Annotated in this window: 15 protein-coding genes; 8 read left to right on the plus strand and 7 right to left on the minus strand. The window is 43.5% G+C overall.

What is annotated here, in order from left to right:
• Positions 1-223 precede the first annotated feature (223 nt).
• The 4 genes from CWO08_RS06885 to CWO08_RS06900 form a co-directional block, all read right to left on the minus strand.
• On the minus strand, positions 224-757 hold the full coding sequence (locus CWO08_RS06885) for a hypothetical protein (RefSeq protein WP_108020151.1): 534 nt from the start codon (positions 755-757) through the stop codon (positions 224-226).
• A complete protein-coding gene (locus tag CWO08_RS06890; protein WP_146161753.1) occupies positions 754-5652 on the minus strand; it encodes an RHS repeat-associated core domain-containing protein in 4899 nt (1632 codons plus the stop codon). Before CWO08_RS06890 ends, CWO08_RS06885 begins: the two co-directional genes overlap by 4 nt.
• A gap of 47 nt (positions 5653-5699) precedes the next feature.
• On the minus strand, positions 5700-6344 hold the full coding sequence (locus CWO08_RS06895) for a hypothetical protein (RefSeq protein WP_108020153.1): 645 nt from the start codon (positions 6342-6344) through the stop codon (positions 5700-5702).
• 144 nt (positions 6345-6488) lie between these two features.
• Positions 6489-6824, minus strand: a complete 336-nt coding sequence (locus CWO08_RS06900; RefSeq protein WP_102480546.1) for a hypothetical protein — start codon at positions 6822-6824, stop codon at positions 6489-6491.
• 351 nt (positions 6825-7175) lie between these two features.
• Between CWO08_RS06900 and CWO08_RS23845 the strand changes: the two genes are divergently transcribed.
• The 3 genes from CWO08_RS23845 to CWO08_RS06910 all read left to right on the plus strand — a co-directional run bounded on the left by CWO08_RS23845 (position 7176) and on the right by CWO08_RS06910 (position 9351).
• The gene (locus CWO08_RS23845) at positions 7176-7514 is read left to right on the plus strand and encodes a hypothetical protein (RefSeq protein ID WP_133146193.1); all 339 of its coding nucleotides are present in this window, start codon (positions 7176-7178) and stop codon (positions 7512-7514) included.
• Positions 7515-8668: 1154 nt separating this feature from the next.
• The gene (locus CWO08_RS06905) at positions 8669-8983 is read left to right on the plus strand and encodes a hypothetical protein (protein ID WP_240698052.1); all 315 of its coding nucleotides are present in this window, start codon (positions 8669-8671) and stop codon (positions 8981-8983) included.
• Between the two features lie 56 nt (positions 8984-9039).
• A complete protein-coding gene (locus CWO08_RS06910; RefSeq protein WP_102478986.1) occupies positions 9040-9351 on the plus strand; it encodes a hypothetical protein in 312 nt (103 codons plus the stop codon).
• A 78-nt stretch (positions 9352-9429) separates the two neighbouring features.
• Here CWO08_RS06910 and CWO08_RS06915 read toward each other — a convergent pair whose 3' ends face one another.
• The 3 genes from CWO08_RS06915 to CWO08_RS06925 all read right to left on the minus strand — a co-directional run bounded on the left by CWO08_RS06915 (position 9430) and on the right by CWO08_RS06925 (position 15540).
• Positions 9430-12285: an FAD-binding and (Fe-S)-binding domain-containing protein gene (locus tag CWO08_RS06915; protein WP_108020154.1), complete on the minus strand. Its 2856-nt coding sequence runs from the start codon at positions 12283-12285 to the stop codon at positions 9430-9432.
• A 162-nt stretch (positions 12286-12447) separates the two neighbouring features.
• Positions 12448-13587: an FMN-dependent L-lactate dehydrogenase LldD gene (gene lldD, locus CWO08_RS06920; protein ID WP_102478988.1), complete on the minus strand. Its 1140-nt coding sequence runs from the start codon at positions 13585-13587 to the stop codon at positions 12448-12450.
• 258 nt (positions 13588-13845) lie between these two features.
• Positions 13846-15540 (minus strand): L-lactate permease, encoded by a 1695-nt coding sequence (locus CWO08_RS06925; RefSeq protein WP_102478989.1) that lies wholly within the window; start codon positions 15538-15540, stop codon positions 13846-13848.
• Positions 15541-15774: 234 nt separating this feature from the next.
• On the opposite strand from CWO08_RS06925, the gene CWO08_RS06930 reads away from it, so the two are divergent.
• From CWO08_RS06930 to CWO08_RS06955, 5 genes are all read left to right on the plus strand, one after another.
• A complete protein-coding gene (locus CWO08_RS06930) occupies positions 15775-16692 on the plus strand; it encodes a LysR family transcriptional regulator (RefSeq protein ID WP_055319193.1) in 918 nt (305 codons plus the stop codon).
• A gap of 545 nt (positions 16693-17237) precedes the next feature.
• Positions 17238-18578, plus strand: coding sequence for a carbohydrate porin (locus CWO08_RS06940; RefSeq protein WP_102478990.1), 1341 nt, complete (start codon positions 17238-17240; stop codon positions 18576-18578).
• A gap of 610 nt (positions 18579-19188) precedes the next feature.
• Positions 19189-20196, plus strand: coding sequence for a LacI family DNA-binding transcriptional regulator (locus CWO08_RS06945; RefSeq protein WP_048660655.1), 1008 nt, complete (start codon positions 19189-19191; stop codon positions 20194-20196).
• A gap of 18 nt (positions 20197-20214) precedes the next feature.
• Entirely contained in the window at positions 20215-21462 is a 1248-nt protein-coding gene (locus CWO08_RS06950; RefSeq protein WP_102432085.1) for an ABC transporter substrate-binding protein, read from the plus strand.
• A gap of 67 nt (positions 21463-21529) precedes the next feature.
• Entirely contained in the window at positions 21530-22516 is a 987-nt protein-coding gene (locus CWO08_RS06955; RefSeq protein ID WP_017068577.1) for a carbohydrate ABC transporter permease, read from the plus strand.
• The last annotated feature ends 3 nt before the right edge of the window (positions 22517-22519 follow it).

The following is a 22519-nucleotide window of genomic DNA, read 5'->3' on the forward strand; positions in this document are numbered from 1 at the left end:
AAATGGTCGTGCTTCCTGGATAGGTCGGAGCTGACGTTATTTCACCAGAAAAGTTTACGATATATTTGGCATTTGCAAAGAATGGAATCATTAATAGTAAGAATGACTACCCATTTTTCTTCATGAAAATCAACGTCTTAAAATTTATTGATTTCATCCGTTTTTCACTAAAGTAATACCAGTCAAATCAATTGACTGGTGTTACTTATGTAGAAGTTTACTACTAAACAGTAGAACTTAGGATTTTTATGTCTTTTGGATGAATATTAACAATGTCGATGCTAGTGAGAGCTCCATCTTCATTAATGCCAAAAATAACATTGTTATTCTTAATGCATCGAGTGGGTAACATATCATCAGCAATTGAAATTGTTATGAAATTCTTGCCAATTGTAAGTTCAAGATCTATGTGAAAGTCGTCTAGAAAGTTATTAGCAAAGCCATTAGCTGGCTTGCTACTTTGCCATGCTGATAAGTCAAAGGTAGGTGCCCCTTCTTTTTCTGAAACACAGATTTTATATTCTTCACTAAGCCTTCTGACACTGTCAGCTTTTATGTTTACAAGTGTAACACTGTGAATTGCACCTGAATGATTTGTAAGTCCTATCTCCATTAAAGACAATTTTCCATCTCCAACTCGCCAATAGATAGGTGGTAATAATGAATTACTTTCAAATTCTACTGTTATTGGAACATATTCGTCAAAGTCCACTGACGTCGCTAAACACTCTATTTCTTCTTTGATTTTTAACATCATTTATATAGCGCATGCTTAATTACTGGCAGCGCATCCCCCGTCTTTCCACTACCAAAACTAATCTCCCAACGACCAACCTGAATCAACTCGTCACTTTTATATCCTTTTAATACAGCTTGAGTGACAGCTGAGTGGAAACTCTTCAACATGGCTTGGCTACTCGTCGCGGTACCATGTGACATTCCATTTCTTGTAAGGTATTCAGCCATATGCTTAGTTGCATTTGGATGCACCCAAAATTTATCACCATCAACAGCAAGCTCAAATGATTTAGGGATCGATGTTCCTTTTATTGCGCTTTGTGTGGCTTTTACTGAATCCCAAACTGTTCCTGTACCTTTTACAACACCGGACACGCTCGAGCTGGATGTCAGCAGGTCTAACGCGTCGTCACTATGCTTTAAAGTAACCTTAGCAAATTGAGCGCCACGAATTGCTACTTTCGCTGTTGGTCCAAGGAAAATCGCCGCCGCAGTTAGCCCTAATATCTCCGGTGGTATGTCGTGTTCGCCAAATATTGTTTTCCCTGTAGAGATTTCGATAACCGCTTTAAGGTTACTGACAACCGGAATGAAGTCCATGGTAAGCTCTAATGCTTCGACAATATCACCGTCGAATAGGTTACCGCCTAACTCGTTACTGGTGTAGTCAATATATGAACGTATAAACCCTGAAGCCGCATTTGTTGCAAAATCACCACCATAGATTTCAGTGGTAATAATACCACCTGCTACAGCCGCAACAAAGCTCTGAAGGGTGGTGCTGAAATCCGACATGTGCTGACCAATTTGGCTATTAGCAGCGGTGGTTAATATGTTGGCTAATAAAGCATCAGAAAAGTCTCGGCCGTAAATCAGGTTATCGGCACCCGCATACGCAGCACTTTTTAACCCAATGTTAGCGACACTTTGCAGCAGAGTGTCGTTACCCAGTAAGTCAACCATAACTTGACTTTCCATTATGATATGGGCGCTACCGTAAGCAATACCGCCACCCACAGCCCCCATTAATATCGACTTTTCGATACCTTTTAGGCTTCCTTTGTTGGCTATGAGGTGAGTAGCTCCACCAGTAGTTGCCCCTGCGGCCATCGCTGCGAGAATTCCTTCTCCAATTAACCCATTGAAATAAGCGAGTGCCGCTGGCCCAACAACCCAGGCTGCCGCTAGCATGGCCAGCACCATTTCAGGGTTCTCTTTGATCATCATGCCAACGATTTTGACACCATGACGAACATCTGATTCCCAGCGCCCTACTTCATGGCGTATTCGTCTTTCAAAACGTTTACTTTCGTGACGTATTTGACTTTCTATCCGTTTTGCTTCGTTCCGGACTCGACTTTCAACGCGCTTTACTTCATTACGAACGTTGCTTTCCGCTCGTTTGGCTTCATTTCGTATTTGGCTTTCTACTCTTTTCGCTTCTTTTCTAATTCGGCTTTCGGCACGTTTGGCTTCATTTCGAACTTTACTCTCTACGCGCTTTGCTTCATTCCTTATTTTGCTTTCCGCTCGTTTGACGACTTTTTTGACTTTATTTCTAATTTTTTTCCACTTCTTTTTTAGGCTCCAATAACCACTAGGGTCTAAGATATTCAGCGGGTCATTTTGCTTAAAACTGTAGCGGTTGTAATTAGGAACAAACTCTTGCCCTTTTACAAATGGGTCGGCTTGAATGAACCTAGCAAGGTATGGGTCATAGACTCTTCCTTTCATATGGATAAGGTCAAAGCCTGCCACGCCCACATGTCCGAACATTGAACTGTAGGCAGTTGACACGGCAAAAGCGTCATCCATTTCAGGTAATAATATGTTGTGCGTGGCACCAAACGGGTCTGTAAAGGTTTGAGAGGTGATATCACCTTCAGAACCTGTGACCATAATTCGTTGGCCTAAGCGATCAGTATGAGAGTAGGCCGTGCCGCACAGTGACTCGTTGCAACTTACCGAAAAACCATTGCCACCAAAACTTTCTTGTGCGCTAGATTCCCCATCTTTTTGGGTATAACTGTACGCCCCCGTTGATAGCGTTTTTGTTGTCGCCCACTCCAATGTTGCAATGTCAAAGCGCTTGTCTGTGCGGACTATTTGTTGCCCATCGGGGCCATAAGTAAAGCGCGTTTCATCACGTTCGACAATGTTGTTGTCTTGCGAATCATAGCGAGCTACATGCACCAAGCGGTTGCTTTGATATTCGAACTCTCGGACACCATCGGATAGTAAGTTACCGTTTAAGTCATAACTAAAATCGCGATTTTCACCGTTTTCTTCTTCAAGGCGCGTTAACTTGAACGGATCGTCTGATTCGTAGTAATATTGGCCAACCCCCTTTTTGTAAGTAATGTTGCCATATTGGTCGTATTCGTACTCTGCGACAGCTGAAATATAGTTACCTGCATCAATATTTTGGCATACGCCATTGATACAAAATTGCTTTATTTCATGTGAAGCTAAACGTCCATTATCGTCATACCCATATTCATCCTCAAATGAAGTCTCGCTGCGATTTTTATAGTAAAAATGACGGAGCCTGCGAGTCAACCTATCGTCGAGATCATATTGATAATCGAATTGATAAACCAATAAACCATTTCGTGCCGCAGATTGCTGCGTGACTTGGCCTGATATACGGTCATATTGGTAAAACTCCTCTATGCCGTTACCAAATCTTACGTGAGTCGGTCTTTGTTGTGCATCTTCTGACAAGATCTCTTTGTATACTCGGCCTGTTTCAGCGTTACTCCATTTATACGCCGCGCCATTCTTAAAGGCGGTTTCGATAGCAAAACTGTTACCCAATCGAGATGATGTGGACTCTTTGATGACCTGACCATTAAGATCGTAATCGTAGTAAGTGCTTTGTGTTTTCCCATCCTCTAGTGTTATATCACGCTGTTTCAGCCAACCGTTAGGCCATTGATAGGTGTTGTCTTCTCGGTATTGAACAGGGTGGCCGACACATTCATCTTGGTTGCCCGCCACTTGAATGACTTGGCTTGGTTCAGCTAATGGTAGTTCTGTTGGATATTGATAACAGATGGTTGAATTGGCGGTGTTCAATCGAGTGATACGATTCAATTGATCGTAACTGAACACAGAACGATCCCCATTGGCGTCTTGCTGCCATTCCAATTGCTTGTTGACGTTGTAATGGTACTGCCAATGTCCACGCGTTGGATCGATAGTATCGGTTCTAAGACCACGTTCGTCATACTTGTGTATGATTCTGGTGGCTGAGTTTCCGTTCAGTTCAGACGACGTTATTTTACCATCGGTGTTATAAGTGAAGGTGACTTCGTTGCCTAAGTGGTCCTCTACTCGGTATAAAAGGCCTGTGATGTCGTAGTAGCGACGTACTGCATTGCCCCATTGATCATAAGTTTCGGTCAGATTCTTTGAAATGTCTGAACGCTTTTTGAGCTGCCCATTAACCTCGTGCTCGATATTTTGTCTATCAAGATCCCCAGTAACAGTGTGTATGACAGCGGTTTCACCTTCAAAATGAGGAAGAGTGATTAGGTTCGCGTTGTCATTATCTCTAGTTTCACCTGTGATAATGAATCGATCATTCAACCCTTTTCTAACATTGAATTCACCACGAGTGGTGGTACAAGTCACTGATTCCGGCAATGAGTAATAGGTGACAAACGTGGTATCAGTAGGACAAACGCCTACCCATTCCTGAAGTCGCGCTGGTACTTCATTAATTGGGTAATACTGGGATTTTTTGGTAATACCTCGTACGGTTTTACTCGTAATACGATGTTGATCATCATATTGGGTTTCATCGTAAATGATGCCATTAATGAGTGATTTTTCTAGACGCCCCTCGCTTGTTGTTTGGTACTGGTAATCAATACAATGGTTGTTTTCACAGCGCTGAATTACATCGTCGCCTTGATAAACAATTTTTTCATCGAGTACACGCTTTCCGTTAACCGTTCGGCGTCTCGAGATAACTCGGTCTTGGCTATCTTGTATTACGTGATCCCGTGTTTCGTAGCGCCCCTGACGTGTCAGCTGCTCAATGAGCTTGTCATTGTCATACTCATATTCGAACTCTTTGACCAGTAGATCACTGACGCCATTTTCGTAGGCTGGGCTAACAATAGATCGTTTTTCAATTTTCCCTACTAGGTAGTCATTCGCATACTGGTATTGAACTTCCTCTTCTATTTGTTGGCCTTCGCCGTTATTTGTTACCGTTAAACGCTTTTCTAAACGATCTTTGTCGTCATAGTCGTTTTCTGTTGTTACCTCTTGACTGAGAGAGCCATCTTCAGCGTAAACGGATTCAACAACTCTTGATTTTTGAGCATGGCCTGAGGAGGTTAAATGCCATTCTGTGGCTGTGTTGGAGAGACGATACTCGACGTTATCTAACATACCAAAACGGGTAATGTTATTAGCCAAGCCTGCGTATGCACCGTGAGTAAGATAACTGGTTACTGTGCGGACACGAGCTAATGGATCAAAAGTACTTTCTTCTCGAACAGAAGTTGGTTGTCCCTTGCTATTTAATGAGTAGGTGTAATTTGATTTTTGGGATTGAGTGTTATTGCGTGGCAAGTTATCACTGTTGATAATCGCGAGTACTCCTCCCATTTTCTTATAATGATGTTTGACGGTTTGTGTACTGTCTCTCCAGCCACTCAAATACGGGAAGGCGTCTAGGTTAGCATCACGCCCATAATCAAGCGTGATAATAGGGGCGCACGTTGGCTCCAACTCGTCTTTTCGGCGTTCACACTGACCAATCGCTGATAAGTATTCTGCTTGGTACGGTGCTTTTTTCCAGCCAGAACCATTAGGGTTTTTGACCCCAGAATTATGATCAATCCAAGTCTGAGTATTAAAGAAATAAGAAACAAGTCTATCGCTGTGATCAACGTCCACTTGCGTTAAGCTGCCTTTTTTGGTCACCGAGACGGAAGCGCTAGCTTCTAAAGCTTTAATTCCCTCGATCTGATGGGTGTTTTGACAAAAGAAAGACGTGCCGATTTATTCTCATATGGTACTGATAGAGACAAACCAGCTTGACCTTGGTCGGTAACATATGACTCTAGATTAATCGCCTGGTCAGATTGGGAAAATGATGAGTATGGATAAGAGAAGTACCCTCTAATAAGACCAGTTGTGACGGCACGATAAGACTGAGAAACCCTAGGTGAGGTTTTATAGTTATTTATATTAAATTTATAAGCCCCCATCGCTAAAGATATTGACTGGGCAGTTTTATCGTAACTATAACTGTTACTAGGAAGCTTATTACTGCGACTCCATTTCACGAAATCACTGTAACGTGTCTTATTTTTATTGGTAAAGAGTTCACTTTTCCAATGTTTATTTTCTTTCCATACTCGCAAGTATCGAGTACGGGATTGTACTGAAGACCCAGGCCCAATTGGGACAGGGACTGCCACTTCGCCATGAATCATAACAAAGGGGCGATCGGTCGATTCTATAACCTTGGCATAGAACTGATAATTGTCTTTGCTTACATCTTTTAGATAGACATCAAGCGTGGCTGAACGAGCATATGATGTTACTGCAAGGAGTAAACATATAATTATTTTTATTATTCTCATAGGAGATATTAATTAATACGAGAGTATTATTTCCTTTATGACTATTCGAAATAGCTGATTAAAGTTGAAATTATTAGACTGGAGGAGCCTAAAACTAGGTAGACTAAAATGGCGTAACTTTTATTACGCACAGTGTTGGCCTACTTAATGCCTAACTAAAAATCGATTGATATTGGCTTCACATTGTTTAGTTTGTTGTGGGTCATAACGTATTAACACTTTTTTTTGTGATGAAAAGGCAGCCATCAGAGCACTTGCTTTGACATTGTAGTTTTTGTCAGTAATTAAAATGCCAAATCGAGATCCGTTGTCGCAGCTAGAAACATTTTCATCTTTATAGTCAATTATCACAATTAAACCGCTGTCGTGAGGATAGAGGTGTTTAATATGAACCCAAGGGGAGCTCTTCCAAGTAGTCGCGGAGTGTGCCGCCATTGACGTTATTAATGCCAACCCAGCTGAAATCATTGTTTTTTTCATTTCCTTTCCTTTAATAATATTATTTTCTGGGCTCCAGAATGGATAAAGAGAATTCTTAAGAACTTGTTATTGTTGCTTCATGATTACCATAAAAAAACGGGCGGTATGCTACATGATGCAATGGTAAATGTCAGTTAAATTTTATAGAATGTCATCAAAAAGAAAAAAGTTTACAAAATTACGGTTAAAAAGTAGTATTGCGCCACCTAAATTGGCACGTATGGTTCTAATCTTTTAGAAGCGATTTAACGTTAGGTGAATTTTTAATTGACTTTATTGTCATTTTTGTTGACTGGTGTGGAGAATTTTCATAGTGATTTTTCAGCTCGGTCGCTAATTAAGAGGTGATCTGTGAGTAGGTCTATCGTTTTATTTTTTATTTGTCTGATATCTTTGTCAGCTAGTGCAAATTCAAATTTTGGAACCAAAAATATTACAAAAATCATAGCTCATGATTCCGGGAATATCTTTGTCTATTTTTCAGGGGAAACAACTCATAGCGAAAACTGTGACTCTAAATCTACTTATGTGTTACCTAAAGAAAATATTTTCTTCAAAGAGATGTATTCAGGTTTGTTAGCCTCAATGCACTCTGGAGCAAAAGTCAGTGGGTGGGTGAATGGCTGTTATAACGTTTGGGGAAACACTAAAACTAAAATAACAAGATTAGACTTTATTCCACGCTCTTAAGAGGGAGGCTTTATATTGAAAGTAGTATTGTTTTTTTTAGTGTTCTTTTTCTCACCGTATGGTTTTTCTGATTGCAACGGCGTTCATTGTACTAATGTAAAAGTAACCCGCTTGGTTGTTACTGATTCTGGCATTTCTGTCGGTACATCTGGAGAAGAAAATAAATTGAATTGTGATTCTGGAAAATATAACTATTTGAAACTTGATTCGAATAGTAGAAACTACAACTCAATCTATAGTCTAATTTTGAGTGCTCACACTATAGAACACCCAATCTGGATTCGTGTTTCTGATGAGCCTACATGTAAGATTTCCTATGTTGTGTCAGACAAATGAAACAATATTATAAATCTGTATTCGACTGTTCAAAGTAGGTTCTAATGAACGTTTTATTATTGGAACTACCATTCTATACGATGTAGTCATTTACAATGATTTTTATACCCTTCTTGTCGATAGGAGGTAATACTGTTGTTTGGTTTGAATTTTAATCAATGGTAGCGATACAGAAGTTTGGCTTTCTTTGCTATCCGTACTAATTATAATTGTGGGTTTTAAAATAAAAATGAAAAAAAAAGCTATATTGTTTCTTTTGTCACTAAGTTCATTTTCTCAGGCGGCTACTACTGGACCAAGAACAATTCATGCAGTAGGTTGTCATTTACACGACAACACATGCTATGTTTCGGTTGATAAGGTAGTTGGAAGCAATGAATGTTCATCGACGTCGATACGCTGGAAGTCAAATGACGTTAATGGTAAAGAAACCTTAAGCCTATTGATGGCAGCTTCGGTTGCACAGAAAAAAGTTACATTTAATCTTGATGGTAATTGTATGGGGGTATTTCCTAAATTTAATTATATAGTAGTACATCCCAGTAATTAGATTTTTATTTTTTAACATATTAATAATTCAATGTGAAATGTATCGCCCAGCGACTATTTAATCTAATTGGTTATTGAATTTTAATAATTGGTGATATTTATCTTCCTATATTTTTTAGAACACCTTTATTGAAATCGAGGTCATATAAATGTTGGGTGGACAGGTTTCTTTTGCACAATATAAACGATTTATAATCGTCGGTGATTAGGAAGAGATTAAATATGTTATGGTTTGTGAAAACAAATGTGAATTTAGGGGGAGGAAAGTGGTGAAAATCACAATGATATTATTTTTTTTCATTATGTCATTGAGTGTGAATGCGGCTGAAAATTATCAGAGTGGAAGTATTTCAAATCTTACTGCAACAACCGCGGGTATAATGATTATGTTAGATACAGGACTACCAACCAAGTGTAATGGAAGCCCATATGGATGGATGCTAATCAAGCAAGAGTATACAGCTTTAACTTCTGTAGTTCTGGCTGGTTGGATTGCAGGGAAAAAGTCTGGAACGGTATATATATCAGGTCGCGAAAATGGAGATGGAGTGTGTCTTGTAAATCAGTGGGATCCTGAGAATTAGTATATCTATGAAACAATACCTAAGAGGACAATTAAAATGATTTATAGGATTTTAAGTTGAAAAAATATTTACTTTTAATATTAATAACGATCAACCCAACTGGAGCTTTTGCTACCGGTGCTAACCAAACAATAACTCAAATATATTATTGTGGAGAGGATTTCGCACTTCAAATGAGCGGGGGGGATTGGTATCTAGTACAAAGAAAAGTTGTAGGTGATAAAAAGTTTGATCATTTTCTTTCTATGTCCATGTTTATGATGGCTTCAAACAAGCAAACAGCTAACATTTTTCCTGGTGAACCGTTAGATAATTGGTGTGGTAACAAGGGATTTAAGCCAATTGATAAACTAAGTATGAAAAACTAAATATTTCGGTTGGAGATAAAAGTTAAAAAGAGGCTATGCTAGGCTAGCCTCTTTGGTGTTATTGCATTTTGAACATAATTATTGCGCCACTTCGTCCACCAAGTACAAGATTGACTGATACGGAATGCCACTGTGATGTGACAAACCGATCTCACAGGTTCGGCTGTTGCTGAATCCACGAGTACAGTTGCTCGGCACTTGTTCTTTGAGTGGGTGTACCGCCGCTTCATTCAGCTCTGGAGTGGTAAAACCTTTATCACCCGCCCAACCACAACATTGAATATGCTCAGGAACGATGACCTCTTCGGTACAGGCTTTAGCAAGGCTCAACATCGCGCCTTCTAAGCCCATTCGACGAGAACTACACGTCACATGCAGCATCACGGTTTCTTGCAGTGGCTCAAGTGTCAGGTGCTCAAGCAAGTATTGGTTCACAAACCCTGTCGGCTCTAATACCTCTAACGGTTTGGTGAACTGTTCAATACTACGTTTAGCACATGGGCTGGTATCCATTAAGACTGGGTATTCACCCTGACGACTAGCTTGCCATAACACTTCTTCGAGTTGTTGCGCTTTAGATTGGGCTAAATCGGTCATCCCTTTGCTGTCGTAAGGCATACCACAACATTGGTCGTCTAGCTTCTTCGGAAGAATAACCTCAAATCCGGCTTTGTTAAGCAAAGACATGGTCACTTCAGTTAGGGGACGTTGGTCGCCCGCATCACTCTGTTGTCCCATGGTGCGACTCGCACACGAAGGCAGGTAAACCACCTTCTTATGGTTGCTTGAGTTTTCTTCCGTCACTGGTGATGAGACTAGCGAGTGGCTATTGGATTGCGGCATCTCCGGCATCCAAACAGGTGTCGCGCCTTTAGTCATTGAGCGCAGGCCGTTGGTTAGCTTGCCGACGGTATTTGCGCCTAATACTTTACTCGCCACTTGGTTGGTTTTGAGGCCAGCCTTAGTTAGTTTAGTGGTGGTCGAGAAATGATCCGCTGTCCACTTAGCGATTGGCGTAAATTTCTCGTACTTGGCAATACGAAGCTTCTTAATCAAATCACCGGTGTTGATTCCGACTGGGCAACGCTCAGCACACAGGCCTGTCGCCGCGCAGGTATCAATGCCTTGGTATTCGAAGGTTTTCTCTAGTTCGCTTGCTTCTATTTCTTCACCTGCAGCACGACGACGTTGTAACTCGCGGTACAGAACAATGCGTTGGCGTGGCGATAGGGTTAAGGTACGAGACGGACAAACAGGCTCACAGAAGCCACACTCAATACAGCGGTCGACAAGGTCGTCGGCAGCAGGCATTGGCTTCAAATTCGTGATGTGTGAACTTGGATTGTCGTTAATAATAACGCCGGGGTTGAGCAACCTTTCTGGATCAAACAGCGCTTTGATCTGTTGCATCAAGGCGTAGCCATCTTTGCCCCATTCCAACTCCACATAAGGCGCCATGTTACGACCAGTACCATGCTCTGCTTTCAGAGAACCTTGGTATTTCACCGCAACTAGTTCGGCAACATCGTCCATGAAACCGCCGTAGCGATCGATTTCTGTTTGGCTGTCAAAACCTTGAGTAAACACAAAGTGCAGGTTACCTTCGAGGGCATGGCCGAAAATAATCGCTTCGCTGTAATCGTATTTGTCGAACAGCTCTTGCAGCTCTCGAATACCATTAGCAAGGTTTTCGACAGGGAAAGCCACGTCTTCAATGATAACGGTCGTACCGACTTCACGCACTGCGCCAACCGCTGGGAACATACCTTTGCGAATGCCCCACAGAGTCGCGACTGTCTTTGGATCGGAAGTGAAAGGCACTGATTCAACAATCGTATATTCCGATAACGCATCCAAAATTGATTTACATTGTAAATCTAAGTCCTGCTGGGAGCTGGCGTGTGACTCAACTAAAATCGCCGCTGCTTCTAAATCTAAGCTCGGCATAAACGCAGGCATACCCGGTTTATCCGCGACTGAACACAGTGCTCTGCCATCCATCAATTCCACCGCAGCAACTGGTGTTTTGGATAGTGTCGTCACGGCTTTACTTGCTTGCTCGATATCGGCAAACACTAGCAGCGCCGAAGCTTTGTTCGGATGTTCGATCACCGTGTTGTAGGTAATCTCAGCGATGAAGCCGAGCGTGCCTTCTGAGCCAATCATCAGGTGTTTGATGATCTCAATTGGGTCGTGGTAATCGACCAAAGCATTGAGCGCGTAGCCGGTGGTGTTTTTTAGGCGGTACTTGTGGCGGATTCTGTCGGCCAGTTCTTGGTTTGACGCTGTCTGTTGATGTAATTCGACAATGCCTTCAAACAGCGCTTTGTGTGATTGCTTGAACGCCTCAACACTGGCGTTATCAGCAGTATCAAGCAGGGTGCCATCACTCAGTACGACTTTCATGCTCTCAACGGTGCGATAAGAGTTTTGCGCAGTACCACAGCACATGCCACTGGCGTTATTCGCTGCAATACCACCGATTTTACAAGTATTGATAGAGGCTGGATCTGGGCCGATTTTACGTTGGAAAGGGGCAAGGTATTTGTTGGCATCAGCACCAATCACACCCGGTTGAAGGATGATCTGATTGCCGTTGTCGACAATTTCATGGCCACGCCAGTCGTCGGTCAGTGTGATGAGTACCGAGTCTGAAACCGCTTGTCCTGAAAGGCTAGTGCCTGCGGCGCGAAAGGTAAAATGAATACCGAGTTCGCGACAGCTTTGAATGGTGAATATCACTTCGTCTAAGTTCTTGAGCCTTAGAACCATTTTCGGCACCAAGCGATAAAAACTCGCATCGGTGCCGTAAGCCAATCGCTTTGCCTCTTGCGTGACAATGCGTTCCGTTTCTATTTTTTGAGCCAGTATCGCCTCAAGCTGCTGATAAGCTTTAACGTCAATTACTCGCTCATGGGATGTGTTTGTCTCCATCTTTGCTTCCTTGTGCTTCTTATTTGGCACTGATTTGTTTTTATATTATTTTCCAGTGCTTAAACGGTGTCACAACGGCAGTGGAATTGCTGTGACACCGATTGAACTTCAGTCTAAGTAGACCAAAGCATGAGTCCGAATTCGAACCTAAATCGTTGAGGCTTAATCTAGCCCCACCAAAGATTCACGAGTTAAGTCTTTGATTGTCTTTGCGCCTGTTAATGTCATCGCAACACGCATCTCTTTGTCGTACAGGTCGAGTAGGTTTTCAACACCTGCTTGTCCTTGTGCAGCTAATGCGTAAACGAAAGAACGGCCAAGCAAAGTGCAATCTGCGCCCAGTGCCATCATTCGAACCACATCCAAGCCAGTACGAATGCCAGAGTCGACCAGAATCTTAGTGTCGCCTTTTACTGCGTCTGCAATTGCGGGTAGTGCTTTAGCACTTGATAACACACCATCAAGCTGGCGGCCGCCGTGGTTTGAAACCACAATGCCGTCTGCGCCAAATCTCACGGCGTCTTTCGCATCTTCTTCATCAAGAATGCCTTTGATGACCATCGGGCCGTCCCAGAAATCACGGATCCACTCTAGGTCTTTCCAAGAAATTGATGGGTCGAAGTTATCACCTAACCAACCGATGTAGTCTTCCAGTTTGGTAGGAGAACCACGATAAGTTGAGATGTTTCCTAAGTCGTGTGGTTTACCCAGCAAACCAACATCCACCGCCCAACTAGGATGACGCATAGATTGGAATACACGACGAACAGCGGCGTTTGGACCACTCATTCCGGAATGCATGTCACGGTAGCGCGCGCCGGGTACCGGCATATCAACCGTGAAGACTAAGGTGGTCACGCCCGCTGCTTTTGCACGTTCAAGAACGTTCTTCATGAAGCCGCGATCTTTTAGCACGTAAAGTTGGAACCACATTGGGCGTTCAATTTTAGGTGCGACTTCTTCAATCGGGCATACCGATACGGTCGACATGGTAAAAGGGATGCCTTTATTGTCTGCGGCTTTAGCAGCTTGTACTTCGCCACGTCGTGCGTACATGCCTGTTAGACCAACGGGTGCTAAGGCAATCGGCATCGCTAGTTTTTCGCCAAACAGCTCAGTTTCCAAATTCAGATCTGACATGTCATTGAGGACACGCTGCTTGAGCGCGATCTCTGCAAGATCGGCTGTGTTGCGGCGTAGGGTATGTTCACCGTAAGAACCGCCGTCAATGTAGTGGAAAAGAAACGGTGGTAATTTCGCTTTTGCTGCGGCGCGGTAATCAGTCGATGCGGATATGATCATAATTTCAGTCCTAAATTCTTGGGATGTTGCCCTTCTATGAGAGCTTGGCTTGGGCTGCTTTAATTCTTGAAAAAGTAAGCGTTGGTTGTTTCTTAAACAGTGAAACAGTGAAACAGATAAGCAATAAAATGGCGTTAATACCCGAGGGTGTTGATGTGTTTTAGTATCCATTCCGAAACTCATCAACTGTCTTATTAGACGGTGTTGCAGTCGGGGAATTGAGTATTAACGCCAAGTGCTTTTGTAACGACTTATGGTTTACATAAGTGCGTCTGTCATTTTGAAGCCGTAGATAACCACTAGGCCGATGATTCCTGTCATCACCAAGTAGTAGAACGTTGGGATGATTGTCTTACGTAGGGTTGCGCCTTCGCGTCCTAGTAAGCCCACGGTTGCTGAAGCGGCTACCACGTTGTGAATCGCAATCATGTTACCTGCTGCTGCACCAACGGCTTGAAGAGCAACAACCACCGCACTAGAGATAGTCAGAGTTTGCGCTACTTCGAATTGGAACTGGCTGAACATCATGTTTGAAACCGTGTTCGAACCTGCAATGAAGGCACCTAGCGCACCCACCGTGGCACTCAATGCTGGGAATGCGCCGCCAACGAGGTCTGCTGCAAAGTTTGCCGTCGTTACTGGCATACTTGCCAAATCTGCACCGTTTACACCAGAGTTAATGAAGATACGTACCATTGGGATGGTGAACACCAACACAAAGCCTGCACCAATCAGTGTCTTGCTCGACTCACCAAAGGCTTTAGCCAGTGGAGCTGCGCTGCGAGATTGCATCAGAACCGCAACCAGCGCGACGAAGACTAAGATGCCGCCCGGTAGGTACAGAGGTTGAATCGCTGTGCTGACGCCTGTCTCACCAAGGATGTTGCTGAATGAAAGGCTAACGCTCTTGAGTAGGCCTTTGAACTCAGGACTCACACGGCTAGCAACCAGAGTTACAGCTAGCAGCACGTAAGGTGCCCATGCCATCGCCATGCTCATCTTCTTATGATTGTGGTTGTTGTCGTCAAGGTCGATTTTCAGCGAACCTAGCCATTCTGCTGGCCACTTGTCTTCGCTTTCAAAATCCCATTTTGATTTAGGAACTAGGAAGCCACGTTTTGCCGCAGTAACCACAATCGCTAAGCCAACTAGACCACCAATCAGTGATGGGAATTCAGCACCTAGGAAGACACCCGTTAGTGCGTAAGGAATAGTGAAAGCCGCACCTGCGAACAGTGCGAACGGTAGGATATCTAAACCTTCAGTCCAGCTTTTGTTCTTACCGAAGAAACGAGTCAGCATCATTGCCATCAGCACAGGCATCATTACACCGACAGAAGCGTGAATCAGCGCGACACTTGACGTGATTTGTTGTAGGTAAGCATCCCAAGTAGAGCCGTGAGCAATCAAGCTTTCACCGATGTTGTGTGTATCCAAGCCTTTGTTCACACCTACGATAATTGGAGTGCCAACCGCGCCGAATGATACTGGCGTAGATTGGATCATCATGCCCATCAATACCGCAGCAAGCGCAGGGAAGCCGATAGCAACCAGTAGCGGTGCGGCAATAGCTGCAGGTGTGCCGAAGCCAGATGCGCCCTCAATGAATGAACCAAAACACCAAGCAATGATGATTGCCTGAACGCGACGGTCAGCGGATATGTCCGTGAAGCCGTTGCGGATAGTGGTGATAGCTCCGGTGTGTTTCAAAGTGTTTAATAAGAAGATAGCGCCGAACACAATCCAGAGAACCGACACGGTTATGCCGAAACCTTGGAATACAGAAGCCAACACGCGAGTGCTAGACATATCCCAAGCAAATAGGGCAATAGCAACGGTTAGTGCAAATGCCACTGGCATCGCTTTTTTCGCTGGCCAGTTCAGGCCAACCAATAGAATCGCTGCAACAACTATTGGCGAAAAGGCCAATAAAGCTAGTAGAGTTTCACTCATGGGTACTTCCTCGTACTGTTTTCAAACGTTCATGTTTGAAGTAAAGATCACGTTATGGTTTGTCGTCATTTGAATCGCTTTGGCCTCTAAACGGGAACCTTGTTTGGGCGACTCTTGTAATTGGAATGACTGTTTTTGTAATTGTTTTGTTAATTTGGCGTGAATTTACCCCTTTATTTTTTATTGATATAGGGAAATAATGAAAATAATTAATTCCAAAATTGGCATAATCAAATGCGAGCAGACGATTTGATCCTGTTTTCACAGGTAGTTGAACTGGGTAGTTTTAGTAAGGTGGCAGAACAAAATAACCTTACAAATTCGGTAGTTAGTAAGAGAATTGCACGCCTAGAGGAAGAAATTGGCGTGCAATTATTATATCGAACTACGCGTAAATTGACCCTGACCGAGGCAGGTAAGGCAATGTTACATAGCGCCAAAAATGTGAAGCAGGCGGCGCAAGAGGCTATGGACGCAGTTTCAGGCTTTGGTGAAAATGTCAGTGGTCATATCAAAATGTCAGTGCCTACTATCTCCGGAGATTTGATACTCGCAGACGCTGTTGCCGAGTTTTGTAATATGCACCCAGGTTTAACGGTCGATATGTCTCTGAACAATCGCTTTGTCGACTTGGTAGAGGATGGTCTCGACTTGGTGATTAGAACTGGATACCTGGAAGATTCCAGCCTAATTGCTCGTCATATATTGGATTCACAATGGGTGGTGTGTGCATCGCCATCTTATATTGCTAAAAACGGCAAGCCAATGCTGCCTAAAGACTTGGTGCAGCACAATTGCTTGCAATACGCCTATCAAACAACAGGCGCTAGCGAGTGGCAGTTTCTGCACAGTAAAGATGGCTGTACCGACAACGATAAATACATTGTGCGTGTCTCAGGCTCTTTCTCGACTGACAACGCGACGGCATTAAGAAAAGCGGCGCTGGGTGGACATGGCGTTGCTTACGTGCCGCGCTGTCTGGTTTATCACGATATTCGCAACGGTCAGCTGGTGGATATTTTCCCTGATTTGGTCGGGAAAAAGTTGGGCATTTATGCGGTGTACCCTTTTACTCGCCAGCCACCAAACAAAATTAAGCTACTGATCGAACACATCAGAGCGCGTTACCTGACGATTTCACATTATTTTTAATGTTATGAGTTTTCGCCATGTTTTGATGAGTCGAGTCATAGCGTTACAGCATATAAAAGAAGGATCATGATAACTGCGGGGGATGCCGCAGAGTAAAGCTGTCGATCTCACTGCTAATATCTATGCATTTACTCTATTCAATATGGGAATAGAGTCCCTAGATTCACTTTAGCGAATACTTGATTTTAGATAACTGGGTATTTGACTAAGACCAAAAAACCTCAAAATCTGCCTTAGATTTTGAGGTTTTTCATATATATGAAAACCAATCAAAACTGCATCATGTTTCCCTCACTTTTACACTCTGTTTTCCGTGATAGACCCCGCCATTATTGATGAAATGAAAGCGATTTCAAGCTGCTGTTTTACGCATTATTCAATCTAACTCACTGATATTTAATTAATACTTTTGGCTGTGAACTTTCTAAAAGTTTCATGGGTTTTAAGCTGATTTATCAGTGTGAACAGCGACTAACTTTTCAACGCTTTCATTGCTTAATATTTCCCTGTTCGATGAAAACTCAAAAAAATAATAGGGAATTACAATGCAAAAATTTAAGCTTTTGCCAATAACAGTCGCAGTGGCGGCTTCGCTTGCTTCACTCTCTTCTTTCGCTGCAGAGACGGATCTTGCTGCTTTGGAACAACGAATCCAAGAGTTGGAGTCTCAGGTTGGAGATATCAAGTACACTGATGACCAACAACAAGCGGTTCTAACTTCAGACACGAATGTACCAGACGGTATCGTCTTCTCTGGTTATGCTCGTTACGGCGCTCACTATAAAAGCGGTGATGAGCGTTATGTAGACATCGGTACAACAGGTCGCTCAGTTGGTCGTTTAGGTAATGAAGCCAATGGTGGTGAAGTTCAGTTAGCTAAACTTTTCCAAGCTGACAATGGCGCTATCTGGGACGTCGTATTCATGGCTGACCACTGGGAAGCAGACGCGTGGGCTGAAGACGGCGGTCTAAGCATGAAAAAAATGTACGCTGGTGTAACCAACGTCTTTGAAAGCCAGCCAGAACTTTACATGTGGGCTGGTCGCGACTTCCATCAACGTCCGCAACAAGGTTTGAACGATTACTTCTGGATGACACATGATGGTCAAGGTGCTGGTTTTAACAACTTAGACTTCGGTGGCGCCAAGCTAGACATGGGCTTTGTTGGTCAAGTGAAAGGTGGCCTAGTAAATGACAATGGTCGATACGCAGTGACCGCGAAGCTACACAGTATTGATGCTGGCATAGGTAATCTGGATTTTTACGCGAACTACGGTTTTGCATCGAGCGAAGCGGATACGTCTACGACGACTGAGTATGTATACGATCCAGTAACAGATTCAATGCAGCCTGTCGTGACTGCAGGTCAAAAAGTCAGTGATGAAACGGCATACTTAGTAGGTGCAACATTGGGCTTGGGTGAGTCTAACAAATTGGTTGTTAAGTACGGTGACGGTGCAGACTCATCTGTATTTGAACTGAAAGGTGATTACCAAACTTTGTACGCAAGTGTTGAAGGTAGCTACGCAGCGACAGACAACTTCATCATTGATTACTTAGTGTCGTACAAAGACAATTCTGGCTCAGATCTAGACCGTGAGAACACAGAATACGCGGGTATCGTTCGTCCACAGTACCAATGGGATGATGTTCACTCTACATGGTTAGAAGCTGGCTACGGCATGGTTGATTACGATGACGATGGTGAAGAGAACGCGTGGAAAGTAACGCTGTCTCAAAACGTTTCTCTAGGTGGTTTACCTTGGAGCCGTCCAATGCTTCGCTTCTACACAACGGTGGGTGATGTAGAAACGAAAGGTAACACAGTGAAGACAACGAATGTTGATACATTGTCGTTCGGCGCAATGTTTGAAGCCTGGTGGTAATCACCGATATAGAAAGCGCAGCTCTTTGAATTCGGCATATTTTCAAGGAGCGATACTTTCGAATATCCAAGCTTGTTAAGGGCATACGTTGAAATACCTATGCTTTTAACGAGCAAGTAATACTGTCCATTTTAGCCCTAAAGGCAGATTGATTAGGGCATGTTATATAACTCCATTCTTGGGCACATTCTTTGTGCCCTTTTTTTCGCCACTAAATCAAGGATTCACCATGAGACTTTCTTCCATCGTGTCTCGAGTTTATTTAGGTTTCTCTGTACTGATCGTGATTATGCATGGTTAAGCATCAGTAGCAATAAAGACATAACGACTCGAATCGAAAACATCACCCAATCGCGCTGATAGAAAAACTGAGTTTAGACGTGCTTGTTTGATCTGAAGAACAAGTAACCGATAGGCGTCCTGGTAGTATTAACAATAATCCCATGAAACAGTTTCATGGCGTAAAGGTAATCTGTAAGCGCTTTCATGATTTCCAGAACTGACCTTTTTACCTCCAAGTTTAGTGTGATGTTACTCACGCCTACTGAGACTTAATTCCTTAATAATCGTTTTGTAAGCGGTTACAAGCTAATGAAGTATCGAGGTTCGAGTGGCGACAATTAAACACGTATCAGAACATGCAGGTGTGTCTCAAGCGACAGTGTCTAGAGTGATCAACGGCACCAGTAGAGTGAGTCATGACAAGAAATTAAAGGTTGAAAAAGCGATCAAGGAGTTGGGTTATCGCCCGAATTCTATCGCTCAAGCCTTAGCTTCAAGTCGTACCGGTAGTGTTGGCGTTGTTGTTCCAGAACTTGGTGGCTCTTTCTATTCAGGCATCTTGCATAGCATAGAAGAAAACCTACGCCGCTTTGGTTACCACGCTGTTGTTGCGGCGGGCTCGAACACCGAACAAGGGCAGCGCGAGTCGGTGGAGTTTCTGTTGGGGCGTCGTGTTGATGCTTTGATTCTTCATACTCAACTGCTCAGTGATGACTATTTAATTGAATTGGAAGAACAGGGGACTCCTGTGGTTTTAATTAACCGCTTCATCCCAGAAATGGCGATGAGTTGCATTGATATTGATAACGAAGTCGGGGGGCTACTCGCTACTCAATACCTTTTGCAAAAGGGACATACAGATATCGCGTGTATTACCGGGCCTTTAGATAAAGCAGACGCTAGGGGGCGTTTACAGGGGTATCGAAAGGCCTTGGAAGAAGCGGGTGTGCCTTACGATGAAGCTTTAGTCTCGGAAGCGGGCTTTACTGAAGAGACTGGCATCAGTGCTATGAAGAAGCTAATCAACCGTAAGTGTAAGTTTACGGCGGTGTTTGCTTCTAATGATCACATGGCATTTGGCGCCTTCGAAGTTCTGCATCAAGAGGGATTGTCTGTTCCGAAAGATGTTTCTCTTGTTGGCTTCGATAACACTATCTTCGCGCGCTATCTGACCCCTAGTTTGACCACCATTAATTTCCCTATTGAAGAGATGAGCATTGAAGCAGTGCAGCTCACTCTGCAAAAGCTAAAAAAAATCAAACATGACGTGAACTTTAAATTGCTGCCGACGTTGGTCACTAGAAACTCGGTATCGGATTTACTCGTTACCCTATAAAAACATTAAGGATAGAACATGAAATTTAAGACCTTAGCGCTCTCATGCGCGGTTGCTTTAGGATTAGGTACAACGGCTGTTAATGCGGCTGACAAAGAGATTCGTTTCGATGGCTTCCCTGATTTCGATAGCAGCCTGAAGGTATTACTGCCTGATTTCGAAAAGAAAACAGGGATTAAAGTTGATTACCTTATGAACAACCACGGTGACCACCACACAAAACTAACCACTAACCTAGCAACTGGCTCAGGTGCGGGTGACGTGATTGTTGTGGACGTAGAGAAAATCGGCCCATTCGTTGGTTCTGGCGGCCTAGTTAACCTGTCTGAAAACTATGGTGCAGATAAATACGAAGAACGATTCGCTCCATACGCATGGGCGCAAGGCAAAGGCGCTGACGGCGACATGTACGGCATCCCTGTCGATCTTGGTCCAGGTGTTATGTACTACCGCACCGACGTGTTTGAAAAAGCAGGCATCAATGTAGAAGACGCAATCAAAGATTGGGATTCATACATCGCTGCGGGTGAAAAACTGAAAGAGCAAAACGTACAACTTATCGCTTCAGCAGCCGACGTGGCACAAGCGATCATCTTCACAACAGTTCCTGAAGGTGAAGGTCTTTACTTCGATAAAGATGGCAACCCAGTGGTGACATCTGAGCGTTTTGTTCACGCTTTTGAAGTGGCAAAAGAGATTCGCGACAAAGGCTTAGATGGCCGCATTCTGGCTTGGTCTAACGAATGGTACGAAGGCTTCCGCAACGGCACATTTGCAACTCAACTTTCTGGCGCTTGGCTACTTGGTCACCTAAACAACTGGATTGCACCTGAAACCAAAGGTAAGTGGGCAGTAGAGAACCTTCCTGATGGCATCTACGGCAGCTGGGGTGGTTCATTCCTATCTATCCCAACTCAGTCAGACAACCCAGATGAAGCTTGGGCACTTATTGAATACATGACGACTGACCGTGAAGTTCAACTTAAGCACTTCGAAACGATTGCGGCTTTCCCTGCGAACGTAACGACGTATGACGATGAGTTGTTCCAAGAAGAGATGGAGTTCCTAGGTGGGCAGAAAGCGCGCCTTCTATTTGCTGAAGTGGCACAAAACATCAAACCAGTATCTCCAGCTCAAGGCGACCACGTAGCACGTTCTATAATTTTAGAGAACGCATTGATGGAAGTGCTTGATGAAGGTAAGGACATCGAGACTGCATTGAAAGAGGCAGAGCGCCTAATCAAGCGTCGTACGCGTAATCTTTAATTTGTTTTTATTTTGAGTAAGTGAGGAAGCGTGGATAACGCGCTTCCTTTTTTAAGAGGTCGTTACTATGAATCATACAGCGAGCACAACGATAGAACCTGCGGACAAAAGCCTTTTTTCTCGTCTGAATTTGAAAGCGCTTACACCGTATGGATTCCTTCTGCCGTTTCTGATCATTTTTTCTGTATTTGGGATCTTCCCGCTGTTGTTCTCTGTTTACCTGTCGTTCCACGAATGGAACCCAGTACAGGGCATGGACGCAATGCAGTTCGTTGGTTTTGAGAACTATCACATTGCATTGACTGACCCGTGGTTATGGCGTTCATTAAAGAACACATTGTGGCTAGCAATCACATCGGGTGTGGCTCAGCACTTAGTCGCAATTCCAGTGGCTTACATGTTGGTTTCAATGGGTGACCGTATGCGTCACTGGTTAACATCGGCGTATTTTCTACCGTTCATCACATCAACGGTCGCAGCGTCACTGATTTTCTTCAACATGTATTCTCCTAACTCAGGAATCATTAACCAAACGCTAATGGCACTGGCCGATAGCACGCTGTTTGGTTGGGCATTTGCTTGGGTTAACGATTTCCAACCAATCCGCTGGTTAGACGATGCCACTATGGTGAAGCCGTCTATCGCGATCATGGTTTTCTGGAAATACACCGGTTTTAACATCGTCCTTTACACCACAGGTTTAATGACGATTCCTAAAGATATTTTAGAAGCTGCTCGTATGGATGGTGCCAACGCCTTTCGCCGCTTCTGGAATATTTCACTACCAATGATTCGTCCATTTATCTTCTTTGCTATCACGATGACCATCATCGGTAACCTGCAAATGTTTGAAGAACCGTTCGTTCTAACGCGTGGTACAGGTGGTACGGGTCAATCAGGTCTAACTATCTCTATGTACCTCTACAAAGTGGGTTGGGAATGGTTAGAAATGGGCACAGCGTCAGCGATTTCATGGCTCCTGTTTGCACTCATCGCAACGTGTACCTTGGTTCAATTTTTATTCTTCGGTAAGAAAGGCTTAGGGGAACATTAAGAT

Origin of the sequence: Vibrio sp. 10N.286.48.B8 (assembly GCF_003050085.1) — a bacterium.
Classification (GTDB): Bacteria; Pseudomonadota; Gammaproteobacteria; order Enterobacterales; family Vibrionaceae; genus Vibrio; species Vibrio crassostreae.